This window comes from Kitasatospora sp. NPDC003701, assembly GCF_053587085.1.
The window spans coordinates 24,032-40,090 of sequence record NZ_JBSFNM010000033.1; the positions used below are offsets into that span (position 1 = coordinate 24,032).

14 protein-coding genes are annotated in these 16,059 nt (G+C 74.4%); 6 read left to right on the top strand and 8 right to left on the bottom strand.

What is annotated here, in order from left to right; genetic code table 11:
* Positions 1-43 precede the first annotated feature (43 nt).
* Positions 44-622, top strand: a complete 579-nt coding sequence (locus ACWDRR_RS26840) for a hypothetical protein (RefSeq protein ID WP_449774799.1) — start codon at positions 44-46, stop codon at positions 620-622.
* A 193-nt stretch (positions 623-815) separates the two neighbouring features.
* Positions 816-1,718: a hypothetical protein gene (locus ACWDRR_RS26845; RefSeq protein ID WP_449774800.1), complete on the top strand. Its 903-nt coding sequence runs from the start codon at positions 816-818 to the stop codon at positions 1,716-1,718.
* Between the two features lie 133 nt (positions 1,719-1,851).
* Here the strand turns inward: ACWDRR_RS26845 and ACWDRR_RS26850 are convergent, their stop codons facing one another.
* The gene (locus ACWDRR_RS26850; protein WP_449774801.1) at positions 1,852-2,544 is read right to left on the bottom strand and encodes a TetR/AcrR family transcriptional regulator; all 693 of its coding nucleotides are present in this window, start codon (positions 2,542-2,544) and stop codon (positions 1,852-1,854) included.
* A 194-nt stretch (positions 2,545-2,738) separates the two neighbouring features.
* Here ACWDRR_RS26850 and ACWDRR_RS26855 point away from each other — a divergent pair, with 194 nt between their 5' ends.
* Positions 2,739-3,875, top strand: coding sequence for an FAD-dependent oxidoreductase (locus ACWDRR_RS26855; RefSeq protein WP_449774802.1), 1,137 nt, complete (start codon positions 2,739-2,741; stop codon positions 3,873-3,875).
* A 72-nt stretch (positions 3,876-3,947) separates the two neighbouring features.
* On the opposite strand, the gene ACWDRR_RS26860 is transcribed toward ACWDRR_RS26855, so the two are convergent.
* Positions 3,948-4,376, bottom strand: a complete 429-nt coding sequence (locus tag ACWDRR_RS26860) for a MarR family winged helix-turn-helix transcriptional regulator (protein WP_449774803.1) — start codon at positions 4,374-4,376, stop codon at positions 3,948-3,950.
* Between the two features lie 131 nt (positions 4,377-4,507).
* Here ACWDRR_RS26860 and ACWDRR_RS26865 point away from each other — a divergent pair, with 131 nt between their 5' ends.
* Positions 4,508-5,380, top strand: a complete 873-nt coding sequence (locus ACWDRR_RS26865; RefSeq protein ID WP_449774804.1) for an MBL fold metallo-hydrolase — start codon at positions 4,508-4,510, stop codon at positions 5,378-5,380.
* Between the two features lie 249 nt (positions 5,381-5,629).
* On the opposite strand, the gene ACWDRR_RS26870 is transcribed toward ACWDRR_RS26865, so the two are convergent.
* A complete protein-coding gene (locus tag ACWDRR_RS26870; RefSeq protein ID WP_449774805.1) occupies positions 5,630-6,208 on the bottom strand; it encodes a TetR/AcrR family transcriptional regulator in 579 nt (192 codons plus the stop codon).
* Between the two features lie 149 nt (positions 6,209-6,357).
* Here ACWDRR_RS26870 and ACWDRR_RS26875 point away from each other — a divergent pair, with 149 nt between their 5' ends.
* The gene (locus tag ACWDRR_RS26875) at positions 6,358-7,509 is read left to right on the top strand and encodes an FAD-dependent oxidoreductase (protein ID WP_449774806.1); all 1,152 of its coding nucleotides are present in this window, start codon (positions 6,358-6,360) and stop codon (positions 7,507-7,509) included.
* 96 nt (positions 7,510-7,605) lie between these two features.
* On the opposite strand, the gene ACWDRR_RS26880 is transcribed toward ACWDRR_RS26875, so the two are convergent.
* The 3 genes from ACWDRR_RS26880 to ACWDRR_RS26890 form a co-directional block, all read right to left on the bottom strand.
* Complete coding sequence (locus ACWDRR_RS26880; protein WP_449774807.1) at positions 7,606-11,970, bottom strand: nSTAND1 domain-containing NTPase; 4,365 nt, start codon at positions 11,968-11,970, stop codon at positions 7,606-7,608.
* An 8-nt stretch (positions 11,971-11,978) separates the two neighbouring features.
* Entirely contained in the window at positions 11,979-12,314 is a 336-nt protein-coding gene (locus ACWDRR_RS26885) for a CU044_2847 family protein (protein ID WP_449774808.1), read from the bottom strand.
* Positions 12,315-12,496: 182 nt separating this feature from the next.
* A complete protein-coding gene (locus ACWDRR_RS26890) occupies positions 12,497-13,414 on the bottom strand; it encodes an ADP-ribosylglycohydrolase family protein (RefSeq protein ID WP_449774809.1) in 918 nt (305 codons plus the stop codon).
* Between the two features lie 210 nt (positions 13,415-13,624).
* On the opposite strand from ACWDRR_RS26890, the gene ACWDRR_RS26895 reads away from it, so the two are divergent.
* Positions 13,625-13,876 (top strand): DUF5302 domain-containing protein, encoded by a 252-nt coding sequence (locus ACWDRR_RS26895; RefSeq protein WP_449774810.1) that lies wholly within the window; start codon positions 13,625-13,627, stop codon positions 13,874-13,876.
* A 208-nt stretch (positions 13,877-14,084) separates the two neighbouring features.
* Here the strand turns inward: ACWDRR_RS26895 and ACWDRR_RS26900 are convergent, their stop codons facing one another.
* Both ACWDRR_RS26900 and ACWDRR_RS26905 read right to left on the bottom strand, forming a co-directional pair.
* Positions 14,085-15,278, bottom strand: a complete 1,194-nt coding sequence (locus tag ACWDRR_RS26900) for a GDSL-type esterase/lipase family protein (protein WP_449774811.1) — start codon at positions 15,276-15,278, stop codon at positions 14,085-14,087.
* Between the two features lie 88 nt (positions 15,279-15,366).
* The gene (locus tag ACWDRR_RS26905; protein WP_449774812.1) at positions 15,367-15,936 is read right to left on the bottom strand and encodes a TetR/AcrR family transcriptional regulator; all 570 of its coding nucleotides are present in this window, start codon (positions 15,934-15,936) and stop codon (positions 15,367-15,369) included.
* Between the last annotated feature and the right edge of the window lie 123 nt (positions 15,937-16,059).

Consider the following 16,059-nt stretch of genomic DNA (forward strand, 5'->3'; position numbering starts at 1 on the left):
GTTCACCGTTCAGTACACCAACGCTTCAGGAGCGAACCGCACGATGAGTGCCCCTTGCCCGCAGTGCGCCGCGCCGGACCAGTCGGTCGCGGTGTCGCAGGCCCTCGCCGACACCACCCGGCCGCTCGCCGGGCCGACGCGCGCGCTGCTCGCACCGCCGCCCGGGCCCCGGCCGGCCGAGGAGGGCCTGAGCGGGGCCGCGATCTCGTTGTCCGTCCTGGCGGCGGTCTTCGGCCTGCTCGGGATCCTCTCGCTGGTGCGCAACCGGACGGACCTCGCCGGCTACGACCCGGCCTACCGGGTCGGCTACCTGGTGGGCCCGTTCGTCCTCCCCCTGTTCCTGCTGGCGATCGCCGCGATCGTGGAGGTCGTGAAGCGCAGCCGCCGCCCTGCCGCGCCCGCCGCCGCCTCGCCCGAGGAGGAGGCGCGCCGGCAGCTGCACACCCGGGTGTGGCAGGCCGGGTGGCTGTGCCGGCGGTGCCAGGTCGCCTTCTTCCCCGAGGCGTCGATCCGCCCGGGGTTCCCCGCCTCGCCGGCGATCCCCGTGGAGCAGTTCCCGCTCTGGGTGATGACCGCCGCCGAGCGGGCGTTCGGCGCGGACGCCCCGGCCGTGGCGGACTGACCCCACCCGGGGCGGACCGACCCCACCCGGGGCGGACCGACCCCACCCGGGGCGGCGCTCCCGGCGGGGGTGGCGCGGTACGGCCGGTGCGCCCGCGCGCCCGCCCGCTCGCGCGCCCGCGCGCCCGTGGCACGGCCGGTGGCGGCGCCGTGGCCGGGGGAGGAGGATGGCCTCGCCGAGGAGGTGTGGCCGAGTGGCGGACGAACAGGGCATCCCTACGGGCGCGGTGAGCGGCGCGGCGGCCTTCGGTGACCGGCCGGCGCTGCGGCTGGAGGAGGTCGCCCGGGAGGGTACGGGCGGCCGGCAGCCCGCGCTGAGCGTGTACGACGCCCGCACCGGCCGGAGCACCGGAGTCCCGCCCGGGCGCCGGATGCTGCTGCGGGTCGGCGTCCGGTTGTCCTGCGCCGGTGCTCGCACGGGGGCGGGGGACCTGCGGGCCGCGCTCGTCGGCGACCTCCTGCAACGGGTCGCGGAGATCGAGGGTCTCCAGGTGGTGCGGGTCCTCGTCCTGCCGGACCACGCCGCCGGGGAGCGGGCGGCCGGCTTGGAGCGCGCCGCCGCGGCCCTCGGCATCCACCCCCATGCGGCCGTCGCCGGCCCCGGCGACCTGGCCGGGGCGCTGGGGGGCCCGCCGGACGTCCAGGTCCTGGCGGCGGGCGCCGACCGGTCCGGCGCCGCGGAGGGCGTCCGGCTCGCGGTGGGCCCCGCCGGGCCCGACCGGGGCGGCGACCTCGCGGCGGCCCTCGGCTCCGGCGCCGTCGACGCCACGGCCCTGCGGCTGGCCCTGCTCGCCCGCCCGTACCGCGAGCCGGCCGAGGCGGGGCCGCGCGAGCTGACCGAGGCGGCCGCCACCCTGGGGGACTGGCGCCGGCAGGTCGCCGACTGGGCCTGGACGCCCTCGAAGCCCGTCCCCGACGAGATCCGCCGGGAGGCCGCGGCCGCGTTCACCGGGGACCTGGACACCCCGGCCGTGCTCGCCCTGCTGCACCGCGTCCGGGCGGCGTCGGAGTGCGCGGACGGCGCCCGCTTCGAGACCTTCGCGGCCCTGGACCGGGTGCTGGGTCTGGAGCTCGCGCGGGACATCGGCCGCCCCTGACCGGTCCGCCGCGGCCCGCCGTCGGGCGCCGAACGGCGAACTCCGCCTTCCCCCGGGCACGTTGCGGCCGGGAGGTGCGCCCCGGTCGGCGCGGCCGGCCGGGGGTCGGGCTTCCGGGGTCAGTCCTCCGGGGTCAGGCCTCCGGCCGGGGCGTGACCAGGGTGCCGTTGATGACGGTGCGCAGGATCCAGGCCAGGCGCTGCTCGGGCGTGCCGGAGAGGAGGTCCGCGCCGAGCGCGGTGATCCGCGGGTGGCTCTCGGGCGTGGTGGCCCGGAGCGCGGCGGTCAGCGCGCCGTGCTCGTCCTCGGCGCGGGCGTCGTGGTCGCGGCCGGCCTGTTCGGCGGCGATCGCGGTGGCCACCTGGAGGAGGACGTCGACGCCCCAGGCGGCCTGGCCGTCGGGCACGCCCCCTTCGTGGAGCAGGGCGAGGACGGCCTCGACGAGGGCGAGGTAGTTCGGCCCCGAGGGGCGGGCCAGCAGCGCCGAGTGCGCCAGGCTGGGGTGCTGGAACAGGACCCGGGTGTACGAGCCGAGGACGGCGGCGAGCCGCTCGCGCCAGTCGCCCGGCGTGCCGGCCGGGCCGAGGTCGACGGCGCCCAGCAGCTCCTCCAGGATCGCCGCGTGCAGTTCGGCGGTGTTGGCGACGTAGACGTACAGCGAGGCCGGGCCGGTGTCGAGCTCCTGGGCGAGGCGGCGCATGGTGACGCGCTGGAGGCCTTCGGCCCGCATGACCCGGACGGCCGTGTCGACGATGCCCTCGTAGGTGAGGGCGGGCTTGGCGGGCCGCTCACGGCGGCTGCGGGGGGCGGGGGAGCGCGAGGTCACGCGTTCGAGCGTAACGATCGCGTTCGCGACGAACAAGTTCGCCGTCGCCGGCGTGCGCGACGAACAGGCTCGCCTCCGTCGGCGTGGAGGCGCGACGAACATGTTCGTCAGGAGCTTGTTCTTGACGAACATGTTCGTTACCGTGAAGGGGAAGGGCGGTCGACCCCGCCCCCGCCACGACCGAGGAGCCCACCATGACCACCCCCCACCACCCCGTCGCGATCGTCGGCGCCGGCCTCGGCGGCCTGACCCTGGCCCGCGTCCTGCAGGTGCACGGCATCGCCGCGGCCGTCTTCGACCTGGAGCCCTCCCGGGAGGCCCGCACCCAGGGCGGCATGCTCGACATCCACGGCGACACGGGACAGCGCGCACTGCGCACGGCGGGTCTGCACGACCGGTTCCTCGACCTCGTCCATCCGGGCGGCGAGGCGCTGCGGATCGTCGGCCCGGACGGCGCCGTCCGACTGGCCGAGGAGGACGACGGCAGCGGGGACCGCCCCGAGGTGGACCGCGGCCGGCTGCGCGACCTGCTGCTCGACTCGCTCGCACCCGGCACGGTCCGCTGGGGCCGGAAGGCGTCCGGTGCCCGCCCGCTCGGCGACGGCCGCCACGAGGTGCGCTTCGCGGACGGCTCGGCCGTCACGACCGACCTGCTGGTCGGCGCGGACGGCGCCTGGTCCCGGATCCGCCCGCTGCTCTCCACGGCGACGCCCGCCTACACCGGCATCTCCTTCGTCGAGGCCGACCTGCACGAGGCCGACACCCGCCACCGCGGCGCGGCGGCCCTGATCGGTGGGGGCTTCTTCTTCTCCCTGGGGGAGGGCAACGGCTTCCTCGCCCACCGGGAGAGCGACGGCAGCCTGCACGTCTACACGGCCCTCAAGGTCGCCGAGGACTGGCTGGACGGCATCGACTTCGCCGACACCGCCGCCGCGAAGGAGGCCGTCCTGGCGCACTTCGGCGGCTGGCACGAGAGCCTGCGGGCCCTGGTGGCCGACGCCGACGGCGCGCTGGTCGGGCGGCGCGTCCACGCCCTGCCGATCGGCCACCGCTGGGCCCGGACGCCCGGGGTGACGCTGCTGGGCGACGCCGCGCACCTGATGTCCCCCTTCGCGGGGGAGGGCGCCAACCTCGCGATGCTGGACGGGGCCGAGCTGGGTCTGGCGGTCGCCGCCCACCCGGGCGACACCGAAACCGCCCTGGGGGCGTACGAGGAGGCCCTGTTCCCGCGCAGCGCGGCCTCGGCCGCCGAGTCCGCCGCGAGCCTGACGCAGATGTTCGGCGAGCGCGCGCTGGACGGTCTGCTGGAGCGGTTCGCCGCCATCGGCTGAACGACCTCCCCGAGGGGGTCCGGCCGGGGTGCGGAGGCCCGCGTTCCTTCGGCCGCGGTGCCTCCGTCCGGCCTACGCGGAGGTGATGGCCTGCTCCAGCAGACCGCGCAGGACCTGCTGCTCCTGCGCGGTGAGGCCGGAGACCGGGGAGTCCACGGCGAGGATGCCGAGGAGGCGTTCGCGCAGCGCGGTGCCCTCGGCCGTGAGGACGAGGTGCTTGGCGCGGCGGTCGGTGGGGTGCGGGTGGCGCTCGATCAGGCCCTGCTTCTCCAGCTTGTCGACGACGAAGGTGGTGTTGGAGGGCTCGCAGCTCATGCGCTCGGCGAGCTCCCGCATGGTCATCGGCCCGCTCATCTCCCGCAGCGCGGTCGCCTGGGAGGCGGTGAGGCCCAGAGTGGCGGCGCGGACGCGTACGTGCTCACCGATCCGCTGGGCCAGCCCGTTCACCAGGCCGCACAGCTGTCGCTCGGCGATGGCCTGCCGCTCGGGTGACGTCGTCATGCCACCACTCTAGCAAATTCGTCAAGCCAATATAATTGCAGCTTGAATGATTCGAACTTGATGCATATGGTGGGCGTCGTCGCCGCGGGAGACGCCGCGACGACCTGACGACGAAGCACGGGAGAGAACTCATGGCCGACGTGACGGTGGCTCAGGGCGGACGGCTGAACCGGCCGGCGGGAATCCGCTCGATACGGCTGGGCGACACCAAGGTGTCGTACGTGCCGGACGGTGATGTCCGGCTCCGGCCGTCGGCGCTGCTCCAGGACTCCACCGACGAGGTCTGGGCCGCGCACCCGGAGTACCTGGACGCCGAGGGCCACCTGGTGGGGAGCGTCGGCGCCCTGCTGGTGGAGCACGGCGACCGCGCGCTGCTGATCGACGCGGGCTTCGGCCCGCAGGCGCACGAGGCGCCGGACGGCCCCCTCGCCACGATCCGCGGCGGTGCGCTCGTGGACAGCCTGGCCGAACTCGGCCGCCGGCCCGAGGACGTCGAGGCGGTGGCCTTCACCCACCTGCACGCCGACCACCTCGGCTGGGCCTGCCTGCCCGCCCCCGGCGGTGACCGGCCCGCGTTCGCCCACGCCGACCACCTGATCGCCGAGCCGGAGTGGGAGCGGCGCGACCTGTTGGCCGCCGAGCAGGTCGCGGCCCTGGCGCCGCGCGTCCGGACCGTCACGGACGGGCAGGAGGTCTTCCCCGGCGTCCGCGTGCGGATCACCCCCGGCCACACCGTCGGGCACGCCGAGTACGTCATCACCGGGGGCGGGCGCCGGCTGATCGCCTTCGGCGACGCCGTGCACTCGCCGATCCAGATCGACCACCCCGCCTGGTCCTCGGGCTTCGATCACGACCGGGCACTGACCGCGGACCACCGCCGACGCCTGGTCGCCGAGCTGGCGGAGCCCGGCACGATCGGCTTCGGCGTCCACTTCGCGGACGTGGTGTTCGGGCGCGTCCGGCAGGGCGGGGACGGCCCGGCCTGGCAGCCCGTGGACGCCTGATCCGTTGCCGGGGCACCGGCGCGGCACCGTGCGCCCGCGCGACGGCGCGGCGCCGGTCTCCGGGGCGGCCCCGGAGACCGGCGTCACCCATCCCGGCCGACGGTCGCCACCGGCCGGGGTGGGTGACGGGCCGGGTCCAGTAGCTGGTCGGGAGGTAGCTCTCGCAGTAACCGCGGGAACCGTCACGGTGGAAGCCGTAGCCGGGGCGTGGATCGCCCGTGCCACCCCCGCAGGGTGGGCGCCGCCGCCCTACCGGCCCGTGCTCCAGCCGTGTTCGAGGAGGTCGAAGGCGGCGTCGAGGGCCCGCGCCGGGTCGTCGGAGTCGCGGGCGAGGGCCGAGGCCTCCAGGGCGAACCGGGCCAGGGCGGCGCAGCGCGGGTCGTCGTCCGCGGCGCCGGTCGCCCGGGCGACGGCACGGGCGAGGGCGTCCTGGTGCCGCATCCACATCCGGTGGGCGTACTCGCTCAGCGCGGGGGTGGTCCTGACGAGTTCCGAGAAGGCGTGGAACCGGGGGTCGGCGTCCGGGGCGCGGATGTGGGCGCGCTTGACGTACGCGCACAGCGCGCCGGGGATCGACCGGTCCGGCCCCCGGTCGCGCACGGCCGCGACGAGACCGGCCTCCCGGTCGGTGTCCTGGTCGAAGACCAGGGCCTCCTTGCCGGGGAAGTGCTTGAGCAGCGTCGTGGTCGACACGTCGGCGGCCTCGGCGACGTCCCGGATGGTCACCCGGTCGTAGCCGTGTTCGAGGAAGAGGTTCAGGGCGGCGTCCGCGAGGGCCTGACGGGTGGCGGCCTTCTTGCGTTCGCGGCGTCCGACGGTGGCATCCATAGCGGCATCGTACAGGAAAGTGCACAAGCCAAAAAGTTGTGTCGTTGCACTTTTTGGGTCGGTGTGCTTTTGTGGGGGTGCGGTCGGCGAGCCCCAGCCCCGACCCCGCGTCCACCCCGGTCCCGAGCCGCCCGCAGGAAGGCCCTCCCATGCCCACCAGCAGCACGCCCCGCATCGCGATCGTCGGCGCCGGTCCCGGCGGTCTGATCTGCGCCCGCATCCTCCAGCGCCACGACGTCCCCGTCACCGTCTACGACCTGGACTCCTCCCGCACGGCCCGCAATCAGGGCGGCACCCTCGACCTGCACCCCGACGCCGGCCGGCACGCCCTGGCCGAGGCCGGTCTGCTGGACGCCTTCCTCCCCCTGGCCCGCCCCGAGGGCGGACAGTTGCGTCTGGTCAGCCGGGCCGGCGAGGTCCTCCTCGACGCCGCCCCGCCGGAGACCGCCACCACCGAGGGCAACCCCGAGATCGACCGGGGCCAACTGCGCGACCTCCTGCTGGACTCCCTCGCCCCGGGCACCGTGCGCTGGGGGCACAAGCTGGAGCGGGCCGAGCCGCTCGGTGACGGCACCCACCGCCTGCACTTCACCAACGGCGCGACCGCCGGGACCGACCTCCTGATCGGGGCCGACGGCGCCTGGTCCACCGTCCGCCGGCTCCTGTCGGACGCCCGGCCGGTCTACACCGGCGTCACCTTCGTCGAGACCGGCCTCGACGACGCCGACACCCGCCACCCCCGGCTCGCCGCCCTCACCGGCAACGGCACCATGATGGCCCTCGACGACAACCGCGGCTTCATCGCCCAGCGCAACAGCGGCGGACACATCCGCGTCTACGCCGGCCTGCGCACCGACGAGACGTGGTACCGGCGGGCCGGCCTCGACCTGACCGACCCCGGCGCCGTGTGCGCGGCGCTCCTCCAGGAGTTCGCCGGCTGGAGCGGCGACCTGCTCGGCTTCCTGACCGACACCGACACCGGCTACGTCAACCGGCCCCTGTACGCCCTGCCCGTTCCCCACACCTGGCCCCGCACCCCCGGCGTCACCCTCCTCGGCGACGCCGCCCACCTGATGTCCCCCTTCTCCGGCAGGGGCGCCAACCTCGCCATGCTCGACGGCGCCGACCTCGCCCGCGCCGTCCTCGACAGCCCCACCGTCGACGCCGCCGTCACCGCGTACGAGACCGCCATGCTGCCCCGCTCCGCCGAAGCCGCCGAAGGCGCCGCCGAGGGCATCGCCGGCGCCTTCGCCCCCGACAGCGCGGCACAGACCCTCGCCCACCTGACCGGGCACCACTGACGGCCGCGCTCAGCAGAGCGGGGCGGAGGCCACCGAGCGGCCTCCGCCCCTACGAGTGATCGGCACCGGCCCCACCGGCGAGGCAGGGAGACCGCCTCAGCCGCCCGCCGTCGGGCGGTCACGCGAGCCCCGGTCGATGGCGTCGCACGGTGGGCCGCCCGGCGTCCCCGCGGGGAGCAGTTCCCGTTCGCTCGGCGTGAAGTCCCGCGCCGCGGCCCTGCACAGTGAGCGGGCCATCTCGTCCGGGCGCAGGTCGAGGTCCTGGAACCAACCGTCGCCCGCGACGAGGAGACGGTCGCCCACCACCAGGACGGCGAGCTGGTAGATGAGCGGCACGGTCGCGATCGGCCTGCCCGTCGGCAGGTCCCAGAGCTGCAACGCGGTCAGGTTGTAGGTGATCAGCCGGTTGCCCGGGCCCGTGGCGAGCGGGACGCCCAGGTCCGCTGCCGCCGAGGTGAGCGGGCGCTCCTTGAGGCTCCCGGAGCCGACGTCCCAGTGCCGGACGGTGTGGTCCGGGTGGCTGGTGAAGAGCTCCTCGCCGTTCGGCGTGAAGACCAGGTTCCGCCGTGCTCCGGCCGGGGTGCCGACGCTCCCGAGCTCCCCGACGGTCGACGACCGGACGCGGGAGCCGGTGCGGATGTTCCACAGTTCCACGGTGCCGTTGAGCCGACCGGAGCTGGTGACCACCGCGATCTCGTCGGCGTGCCCGGGGCGTGCGCGGAGCTGGCCGTAGCTGTTGAAGGGGTTGGTGAGCTGCTCGGTGGTCTTGCGTTCCACCTGGAGGGGCGGGGCGATCCGCCGCCCGGTGGCCACGTCCATGAGGAGAAGTCTGCCGTCCGTGGTGAGGACGGCCATCTCGCTGCCCTGCAGCGCTTCGACGGACTCCACCCCCTTCTTGCGGGCGGGTGCGTCGCCGTCCTCCCAGACAAGGGTGATCCGCCTGCCGGCGGGGTCGTCGGCCGCGAAGGCCGCGAGCGTGCCGTCGGGCTGCTCCAGCACGATCCATCGGGAGTCCGCCGACCAGAACGGCTCCGATCTCTCCCAGCTCTTCTGCTGCGTCGTGTAGGTGACGGACTTTCTGGCATTGGTGGCCGTGTCGGCGACGGTCAGTGTGGTTTCCCCGACTTCCGCGAGCCACCTGCCGTCGGGGGCCAGGGCTCCGCGGGTGTCGGTGTCGTTGCGGGGTAGCCGGCTCGCACCGTCGATCGGCACGGCGACGGCGGTCAGCAGGGTGTCGGCGGTCGGCAGCAGGAGCGCGACCGTGCCATCGGGCCGGGGGACCACCGCCAAGGCGTGCTGCAGGCCGAAGCTGTCGTCCGTGGTCGCTGGAATCCGGCCCCGGTGGACCCGACCTGTTCGTACCTCGGTCACCGAGATCTCGCGGTAGCCGCCCTGTTTGTTGTCCCGGGTCAGGAGGAGGTACTCACCGGTGAGGTCGAGGGAGTCGAGCCCGAAGGGCAGAACCGTCTCCCGGTCGTCACCCGCGCCCGTGGGAAAGGCTCGGGCGGGGCCCCCCTTGCCGCCGCTGTCGTCCACGACCACCCAGGCGCCATTGGCGGCAATGGAGGTGACGCCTTGGGGTGAGGCCTCGAAGGTGCGAACGTCCTGGCCGGAAGCGATGTCGCGGACCACCGCCGGTTCCCCGGTGAACGGACCGCCCTCAAGAATGATGCGGTCCCCCTCGCCCGCGAAGGCCAGGTAGTGAGAGTTTCCGCGCAGCAGGTCCGGCGCGGTGGGGACGGGCCGTCCGTCGGCGGTCTCCCACACGGAGACCCAGGGCGTTGCGGGGTTCGCACCGGTTGTCTCGGCCGATTCGTAGGTCTCGTACCGTCGCAGCAACCGGCTCCCGTCGCTGCTGAAGAAGAGGCCGGGACTCGCTGCGAGCTTGGCATCGGACTTCGGCAGTTCCTCGAAGATCCGTGGTGGGCCGGTGCTGTCGAGGTCCCACAGCCTGACGCGGAGGCTCTTGTCGATGGAGGCGAACCATCGGCCGTCCGGGCTCAGCGCGTTGGCCGGGGCGTTGCGGATGTCCGCGGGCACGTCGTTCAGCGGGCGTTGGCGGGCGGCGCCGTCGAGCAGCCCGGACACGACCGTGACCCGGTAGTCGTCCGTGCCCTCGATGGAGAACACCACGGCTGTCCCGGCACCGGGCGGGACGAACATCTTCTGGAAACGCCCCGGCCACAGACCCGGGCGGCTGGCGGAGAGCCGCTGTCCCCGGGTGTACTCGCGCAGCAACGCGCCGTAGGCCTCCAGCGTCGGGCCGCTGCTCCACGCGGCGAGGGCCAGTTGCAGGGCGACAGCCGGGTCGTCGGTGGCGTGCTGGTCCGAGGTCGTGGCGAGCAGGCGGGACGCCTGGGTCCGCAACCGGGCCTCGGCCTCCTGGCTGTTGTTCAGGGCCAGGGCGGTCAGGCCGGCGGACAGGAGGAGCAGCGCGAGCAGGCAGGCAATGATCGAGCGAAGCACCCGGACCTCGCGCCGGTGGCGGTGGCGGCTGAGCGCGATGAACGCCGCCTCGTCGGGCGCGATGTCCTCGGGACGGTCGGCCAACCAGCTCGTTGCCCTGACCAGGGCTCTTCCACGCAGGAGCTGGCCCGGCTCCTTCTGGTGGTTCTCCCACCGACCGAGGCCCGCGCGCAGTTCCTCCTGCCAGAGCCGGAAGTCCCGGGAGTTCTCCAGCCACTTCTCCAGCCTGCGCCAGAGAGTGATCAGGGCCTCATGGGCGAGGTCGACGATCTCCTCGCCCCCGGCGGTGCGGCTCAGCACGACGAGCCGGGTGGGAATCAGCCGGAGGGCCAGCTCCCGAAGGGCCGGGTCGAGGGCGGCCAGTCTGGCGGGATGGCGGGAGAACCCACCCCGCTCGCGCGGTCGGGCGAGCTGCGTGAACAGTCTTCGTGCGAGATCCTCCTCGTTCTCGCCGAGGTGGCTGTGCATGCACTCCTCGGCGAAGGCCACCAGGGAGCCCGCGACGCCATCGAATCCGTCGTAGGCGGCGTGTGTGAGTGAGGCCCCGTCCCGGAGATCCCACAGCCGGGTCAGCGTGAACTGGACCAGGGGCATCCGCCCGGGCTCGTCGGCGGCGTCCGCGACGATGCGAGCGGGCAGCCCCGGCTCGAACTCGAGACCGGGTACGCCGACGACAGGCGCGGTGACGGCCTCCAGCAGCTGTTCCGCGGACAGCTGGGCCAAGTACTGGGTCGCCGTGCTCAGCAGGTGGACGTTGGCCGGATCGACCAGCACGTCCAGGGACTCGGGCCGTGCGGTGGCCACGATCCTGAGCGCGGGGCGCTGCACCGTGCCGGTGGCGGGTCGGCAGAGCGACACCAGCAGCCGCATCAGCCGGCCGGCCGCCGACGGATCGGCGGTGACGTACTCCTCCAACTGGTCGACGAAGATCACGAGGCTGTCCTCGCCGACCGCTTCCAGGATCTGTGCGCGCAGCCCGGCCATCAACTCGTCGAGCCCCGGGTCGGGACTGTCCAGGCGGTCGGCGAGCAGGTCGGTGAGATCGGCGACGGCCCGCACCTGTTCAACGGCGGTTCGATCGGCCCCCAGCAGCGGAGCGAGTGTCTGGGCCACCACCGCGGGAGCGCGGACCCCCGGAACGGCGCGCAGCTCCGAGACCGTCGCGGCCAGGCCGTTCCGGAGTCGCGGCACCAGTCCGGCGCGGACGAGGGAGGACTTTCCGCAGCCCGAGGGCCCGACCACCAGGGTCAGCGGACGCTGCTCGACGGCGGCCAGGATCCGTTCGATGTCCTCCTGCCGGCCGTGGAAGACGTCGGCGTCCGCCTCGCTGAACGAGGCGAGGCCGGGGAACGGGCACCGGGGTGGGAGCAACCGCTCGTCGAGGAGGGCGGCGGACGGGATCAGGTAGGCGGTGGTGGAGCCGGTGCCGCGCTGGGCCGCGACCGTCATTCCGACGACGCCTCCCCGGGTCTCGTCCCACACGGGGGAGCCGCTGAACCCGCGGGCGATGCGTTGCCCCGTGGCACCGGTCTCCATCTGCAGCCAGCCTGCGCCCTGACGGCTGCGCAGGCTGCCCGACGCCCATACCCCGTCCTCGGCACCGTGCGGGAAGCCCATCACCCGGAACGGGTGGTCCCACACCTTGTCGCCGTCCACCAGCGGTACCGGACGGGAGCCGGGAACCGACCGTTCCAACCGTAACAACGCGACATCGTCGCCGTCCGTTGCGGCCACCGGGCGCCACACCTCCACGGTGGAGAGGCAGCCGGGCGCGGCTCCGTTCCCGTCACGCAGGAGCGGGAACTCCACGGAGACGGGGTCCACCGGTGCCTGCTCGGTCGACTCGGAGACTCCCACCGCCTGGGCGACGACATGGGCGCACGTGCAGACGAGGTCGGAGTCGACCAGGAACCCGGCACCCACCACCTCGCCGGACCGGGAGCGGATACGGACCAGGCCGGCGGTGAGAACCTCACCCCCCGAGGACGGCGTCACTGCCAGACTCAAGCCCGTCCCCCGGCCCCCGGGCGCCACTCCACGCTGACCGTGAAGTTGGCCTCCGAGGCCGCCCGGGCCACCACGACGCCGGCCTCGGCGGACAACTTGATGCCGAAGTCGACGCGCACCGTGTCCGGAGCGTGGGCCATGTCGCGCAGGCCGTCCGCGATGACGTCCAGCGCTGGTCGCAGGTGGCTCATCGCGTCCTGGAGCGTCTCGGAGGTTGCGCGTGCCAGCGATGACGCTCGCCCGACACGATCGAGCCCGGATCCCTCCCCGTCCGACACCTCGACCCAGATCCCGCTGCCATCCGTCAGCCGCAGCTCGCCGGCATAGGTCATCGCGCCGTCCCTCCCCCTGGTAGACCCACCCATGCTAGACGAACTCTTCTGTGCTGTAGGTGACTTGATGCAATCTCCCGACTGGGGGCCGAGCAGTCGGGCTCGGGAGCGGGTGCCGTCGAGGTCCGTCTCTCGATCGGGCGGTGCGCCCCGGTCGGCGGTGCGCCTTCGGCGGGGGTGGGTCAGGCGGCGGCGACCCAGTCGGGCAGGGGCTCGCGGCGCTCCCGCCACGCCTCCGGGACACCGGCCAGGCCGGTGCGCGCCGCGACCGTGCCGCCGGTGATCGCGCAGGTGGTGTCGACGTCGCCCAGCCCCTCGGCGGTGGTCCAGAGCGCGTCGACCAGGCTGTCCGGATGCCGGGCGGCCGACCACAGCGCGAACGGCACCGTGTCGCTCGCGCGGATCCGTTGGCCGTTGCCGAGGAGATCGGCGGCCCGCCAGGGCTCGGTGTCCGCGGGGAGTCCGGCCGCCCGGTACAGGCCCGCGCGGACCTGGCCGTCGGGAGTGCGGTCGGCCACCTCGCGCAGCAGCGCCGCGGCCGGGGGCGCGGGCCGGTCGCGGCTGCGCGCGGCCAGGGCGGCCGCCAGGGCCACCGCCACCGCTCCCGCGATCCCCTCCGGGTGCGCGTGCGTCACCTCGGCGGAGAACGCGGCCTGCTCCGCCGCTTCGTCCAGGTCCTCGCAGAACCAGGCGCCCAGCGGCGCCACCCGCATCGCCGCCCCGTTGCCGAGACTGCCCTCACCGCCGAAGAGCTCCCGCGCCTCGCTGCGCCAACTCGACGGCTGCTCGGCGAGTTTCGGCAGCAGCTGATGCATCCCGTGCCCGTAGCCGCGGTAGGCGTCGGCGCGATACGTCGCGGCGAACGCCGCCGCCAGGTCGTCCTGGTGGACCGCGCCGTACACCGTCAGGACCCGGTGGACCGACAGCGCCATCGCGGTGTCGTCCGTCCAGTGCCAGGGCGACTCCTCGGGCATCCGGCGAGCCCGGATGTCGTCGAACGCCACCCGGGCGGGACGGAAGAGCGGGAACCAGCGCTCCCCGAAAGCGTCACCGAGGGCCAGGCCCTCCAGGGAGTCACGAGCGGCATCGGACGGAGTCATGGTCGGCATGCTTCCAGCGCACCGCCTCCCGCGCACCCTGTTTTCGCCCCTGCCCACCGGCGCTCGCACCCGGTCATGCGGCCCCGTTCCAGGGGGGTGTGCGGCCTCCGACCGGGTGCGACCGGCACCGGCGGTGCGGAAGGGTCGGTCGGACGTGACAAGGTGTGCGTGAAGCCGTCAACCGGCATCACCCTTTCCAGGAGGTCCTGTATGAGCAGCGAATCAACGTCGTCCGAGAAGCCCGAGAACCCGGAGAACCCCGCGAGCCCGGAGGCCGACCAGGCCGCCGCGGCGCCCGCCGCGCAGGACGACGTCAAGGCCCGGTTCCTTGCCGCGCTGGAGCGCAAGCACGGCACCAAGGCCGGCGGCTCGGCCGGTGGGCCGAACGGTGACTCGAAGATCCACGGCGCCCACGGCGCGGTCGGCGGCAAGCGCAACTTCCGTCGCAAGAGCGGCGGCTGAGCACTCCGCCGCACAGCGGGGCCGCCTGGTCCGGTGCCGACCGGGCCGGGGGCACCTGTGCAGTGGGCGCTGCGGGGGGCGCGCCCTGCCGGTCGTGGGCCGGCGGCGAGCCGGAGGCCGGCCGCCGTCCGGCACACCTGGTCTTCCGCCGTCCGGCTCCTTCCGGGCCGGGCGGCGGTGCCGTCCGCCCCGGAAGGAGCCGGACGGCTCAGGAGTGCGCGGGCCGCGCGGCGAACGGGCGGCCCGGGGCGAAGGCCAGCGCGGCGAAGCGCTCCCCGATGCGGCGGTGCGCGGCGGTGTCCGGGTGGAGCCGGTCGGGCAGCGGCAGCTCGGCGAAGTCCGCCTCCCCGTAGAGCTCGCGCCCGTCGAGGTGGTGCAGGTTCGGGTCCTCGGCGGCCCGCTGCCGCACGATGCGGGCCAGCTCCTCCCGGATGACGCGCAGGGTGAGCTTTCCGCCCGCCCGGTCCGCCGGATCGCCGGTGGCCCGGAACCTGAGCTGCCCGGTGCTGAGGGCGGCGAGGTCGGGGGCGCTCGGGCCGGGGGTGTCCTCGTGGATGGGGCACAGGATGGACGAGACGACGAGCAGCGGCGTGTCGGGGTGCCCCTCGCGGATGGTGTCGAGGAAGCCGTGGACGGCCGGGGTGAAGGCGCGCAGGCGCATCAGGTCGGTGTTGACGAGGTTGATGCCGATCTTGACGCTGATCAGGTCGGCGGGGGTGTCGCGCAGGGTCCGGGCGGTGAACGGGTCGAGCAGGGCGCTGCCGCCCAGGCCCAGGTTGATCAGTTCCACGCCGCCGAGGGCGGCGGCGAGCGCCGGCCAGGTCGTGGTGGGGCTCGCGGTGTCGGAGCCGTGGCTGATCGAACTCCCGTGGTGCAGCCAGGTCTTGCGGCCGTGGTCCGGGGCCGGCTCGACGGGGGCGTCGGTACGCAGCGCCACCAGCTCGGTGGTCTCGTTGTGCGGCAGCCAGATCTCGACGTCCTTGACGCCCTCGGGCAGCGCGGGGAACCGGGCGGTGCCGACCGGGCCCGGCCCGAGCTGCGCGGACCCGGTGGCCAGGTCGATGGTCAGGGTGTTGCCGCCGGCCACGCGGGCCTGTCCGGCCAGGCGGCCGTCGACGAGCAGGTCGTACACGCCGTCCGGGCGGGGCGGGGCGCCCGGGTAGACCCGCTTGGTGGGCAGGGTGTCCAGTTCCACCGCGGTGGCGCGGGTGCGGAAGGCCAGCCGCACGCCCGAGGGCTGGGCCTCGGCCATGGCCAGCTGTCCGTCGGTGTTCTGGGCGCGGGCCCGGGCGGGCAGCCGGTGCGGCAGCAGGCCGTGCTCGGTCCGCTCCAGGTCCAGGGCGCCGCGCAGCAGCTCCCCGGTGACGGGCGTGGTGATCCAGCGGCGGGGGGTGGTGTGCATGTGCTTCAACCTTGTGGTTCAGGGGTGACGGAGGCTTCGGACCCGGCGCCGGGGCGGCCGGTCCGAGCCTGCGCCGGACGAGGGCGGGTCAGGGTGCGGGCCAGTTCCGCAGCAGGGCGTCGAGGGCGTCCAGGACCCGGGACCAGGACTCCTGGGAGTCGGGGGCGCTGTGGCTGAAGCCCCCGGCCAGCTCCAGGCTGACGTAGCCGTGGAAGACGCTCCCCAGGAGGCGGACGGCGTGGGTCTGGTCCGGCTCCGTGAGGTCGTAGCCGCGCAGGATCGCCCGCGTCATCTCGGCGTGCCGGCCGCCGGCGCTGGCGGCCGCCGCCTCCGGCGTGAGCCGCAGCCGGGTCGCGGCGTAGCGGCCGGGGTGCTGCCGCGCGTAGTCGCGGTAGACGTCCGCCAGGGCGACCAGGGCGTCCTTGCCCGCCCGGCCGGCCAGCGCGTCGGCGCCCCGGTCGGCGAGCTCCTCCAGGGCGAGCAGGGCGATCCTGGTCTTGAGGTCCTGGGAGCTCTTCACGTGCGAGTACAGGCTCGCGACCTTGACGTCGAACCGCCTGGCCAGTGCCGAGACGGTCACCTGCTCGAAGCCGACCTCGTCGGCCAGCTCCGCGCCCGCTCGCGTCAGGCGCTCGGTGGTCAGCCCTACGCGTCCCATGCCCATCCCTTTCGTTCGACAGAATCGATGATGCATTTGCCTAAGGGCTTTAGGCAAATCGACACGGCCTATAGGGAAGGCTGAGGAGCCCGAGGCGTTCCCGGGGAGGGCGGCGTCGGACCT

Excerpts from the sequence above, each read along its gene's own strand:
- ACWDRR_RS26860 (WP_449774803.1), bottom strand. The coding sequence starts at position 4,376 with ATGACGACGTCACCCGAGCGGCAGGCCATCGCCGAGCGACAGCTGTGC.
- ACWDRR_RS26885 (WP_449774808.1), bottom strand. The coding sequence starts at position 12,314 with ATGACCTATGCCGGCGAGCTGCGGCTGACGGATGGCAGCGGGATCTGG.
- ACWDRR_RS26840 (WP_449774799.1), top strand. The coding sequence starts at position 44 with ATGAGTGCCCCTTGCCCGCAGTGCGCCGCGCCGGACCAGTCGGTCGCG.
- ACWDRR_RS26865 (WP_449774804.1), top strand. The coding sequence starts at position 4,508 with ATGGCCGACGTGACGGTGGCTCAGGGCGGACGGCTGAACCGGCCGGCG.
- ACWDRR_RS26895 (WP_449774810.1), top strand. The coding sequence starts at position 13,625 with ATGAGCAGCGAATCAACGTCGTCCGAGAAGCCCGAGAACCCGGAGAAC.
- ACWDRR_RS26855 (WP_449774802.1), top strand. The coding sequence starts at position 2,739 with ATGACCACCCCCCACCACCCCGTCGCGATCGTCGGCGCCGGCCTCGGC.
- ACWDRR_RS26900 (WP_449774811.1), bottom strand. The coding sequence starts at position 15,278 with ATGCACACCACCCCCCGCCGCTGGATCACCACGCCCGTCACCGGGGAG.
- ACWDRR_RS26890 (WP_449774809.1), bottom strand. The coding sequence starts at position 13,414 with ATGACTCCGTCCGATGCCGCTCGTGACTCCCTGGAGGGCCTGGCCCTC.
- ACWDRR_RS26870 (WP_449774805.1), bottom strand. The coding sequence starts at position 6,208 with ATGGATGCCACCGTCGGACGCCGCGAACGCAAGAAGGCCGCCACCCGT.
- ACWDRR_RS26905 (WP_449774812.1), bottom strand. The coding sequence starts at position 15,936 with ATGGGACGCGTAGGGCTGACCACCGAGCGCCTGACGCGAGCGGGCGCG.
- ACWDRR_RS26875 (WP_449774806.1), top strand. The coding sequence starts at position 6,358 with ATGCCCACCAGCAGCACGCCCCGCATCGCGATCGTCGGCGCCGGTCCC.